The organism is Oleiphilus sp. HI0125 (genome assembly GCF_001635355.1).
Genome location: NZ_LWGF01000764.1, coordinates 1 through 1,742, shown reverse-complemented (window position 1 = coordinate 1,742; position 1,742 = coordinate 1). Strand labels below are relative to the sequence as shown.

Sequence of the window (1,742 nt, the reverse complement as noted above, 5' to 3'; positions counted from 1 at the left end):
AAATCTACCCTATTGAAATTGATAGCTGGACAATTTCAACCGCAATCTGGTTCTGTGCATATAGGGGGCCTGGACATTCGCAGATATGCCGCGTCTGAGTACCGCTCTTCGATTGCCTATCTGTCTGAAGAACCCCAGATTCTAACAGCCTCTCTTCGTGACAATTTACTGGTCGCTTCGGTTAATTCGAGTGATGGGCGATTGCGGCAGGCATGTGAAAAAATGGGATTGTTTGACGATGATCAGCTACTTCCTGAAGGTCTTGACACTCCGATGGGTGGAGAGCGCCAATACCCCGCAAGTTTCACCAAAAAGATAGGGTTAATTCGTCTTTTTCTTAGAGATGCGAGTTTGATTATCCTTGATGAGCCTAGTCGTAACCTTGACGAGTATTCTGTCGGGTATTTGATGGATTACATCAAATCAAAAACGTCTGAAGCAACAATGATTATTGTCTCCACTCATCCTTATATCCGAAGGTTGGGGCAGCACGAAGTTCTCATGGAAAACGGTCGTGTGCAGGAAATTAAACGTTTGAATTCTGGTGATTTTGTGTAAGGAGATGGCAATGAAGAACCTTTATCAGTCAATTAGCCGAGCATATGGAAAAAATAGCGAGCAAACCTTGCTCTACAGTTCTGAATTTGACAAAGAGAATCCGGGGAAGATGTTCACCCTCGCCCCAAAATTGATTTTAGTGACTTTAGTGTTGTTATTACTCTGGGCTTCGATCGCGCAGGTTATCGAGGTAACTCGCGCCAACGGCAAGTTGGTGCCTTCAGACTCAATCGTACAGATCCAGCACCAGAACTCTGCTGAGGTCATTGAGGTCGCCGTTGCAGAAGGAGATTTAGTAGAGCAGGGAGATGTACTTTTTATGCTCGATCCAGTATTGATGGCTTCGGAATTGTCTCAGTTGCGTGCACGGCATGCTTTTTTATCGATAGAGTCTGAGCGGTTGCACGCGTTGATAGAACGTAGGAATCCAGATTTCTCTAATTTCGTGGATAGTTATCCGACTGCTGTAAAACACAACATCGTTGCATTTAACAGTCAAAAAGACGTTTCTATGTCGAAAATAAATGGCTTGAAATCTAGAGTAGAACAGAAAAAGCATGAGCAGAAATATTTAGAGGAACAGCTGAAAGTCGAAGAGAATCATTTGGCTTCTATCGATGAGAAGGTCAGCATGATTAAAACGCTAAAAGAAAGCGGAAATCAGAGTAAATTATTGTTGATTCAAGCATCGCAGGAGCGCGACGAGATGCTTTCAAAAATGAGTAACGTAGTTGGTCGTATAGCTTCTGTGAATCAAGAGGTAATGGAGGCAGAACATGAGATTGCAGAAACTTATGCCGCGATAGATGAAAAAGCAACAATGCGCTTAGCGGCAATTGAGTCCGAGCTACACGAACTTTCACAGACCTTAACTAGAACGGAACACTCCTTTGATAACCTCGTAGTTCGCTCACCCATTAAAGGGTTTGTTACAGGTTTAACAATCGACGCTGTTGGCGAAGTAGTGACACCTGGAGCTACGCTAGTCGAGATTATCCCCTACGACTCTCTAGTAATTGCAGAGGCAAAAATCGATACCAAGGATATCTCCTCCCTCAAATTGGGCCAAGATGTCAATGTTAAAGTGACAGCATTTGATTTTTCTCAACATGGCATGGTTACGGGAACCTTACAGAAGGTCTCTAAAAACAGTTTTCAAGATGAAGACGGTCAACCTTACTACA

Annotated in this window: 2 protein-coding genes; both read left to right on the top strand. The window is 43.4% G+C overall.

The genetic code is table 11. The features are described from left to right. Positions 1-558, top strand: a 558-nt coding sequence (locus A3762_RS12020; RefSeq protein ID WP_156493419.1) for an ATP-binding cassette domain-containing protein, incomplete at its 5' end; no start/stop codon positions are given. 10 nt (positions 559-568) lie between these two features. Next, on the top strand, positions 569-1,742 hold a 1,174-nt coding region (locus A3762_RS12015), incomplete at its 3' end, for an HlyD family type I secretion periplasmic adaptor subunit (protein WP_068755740.1).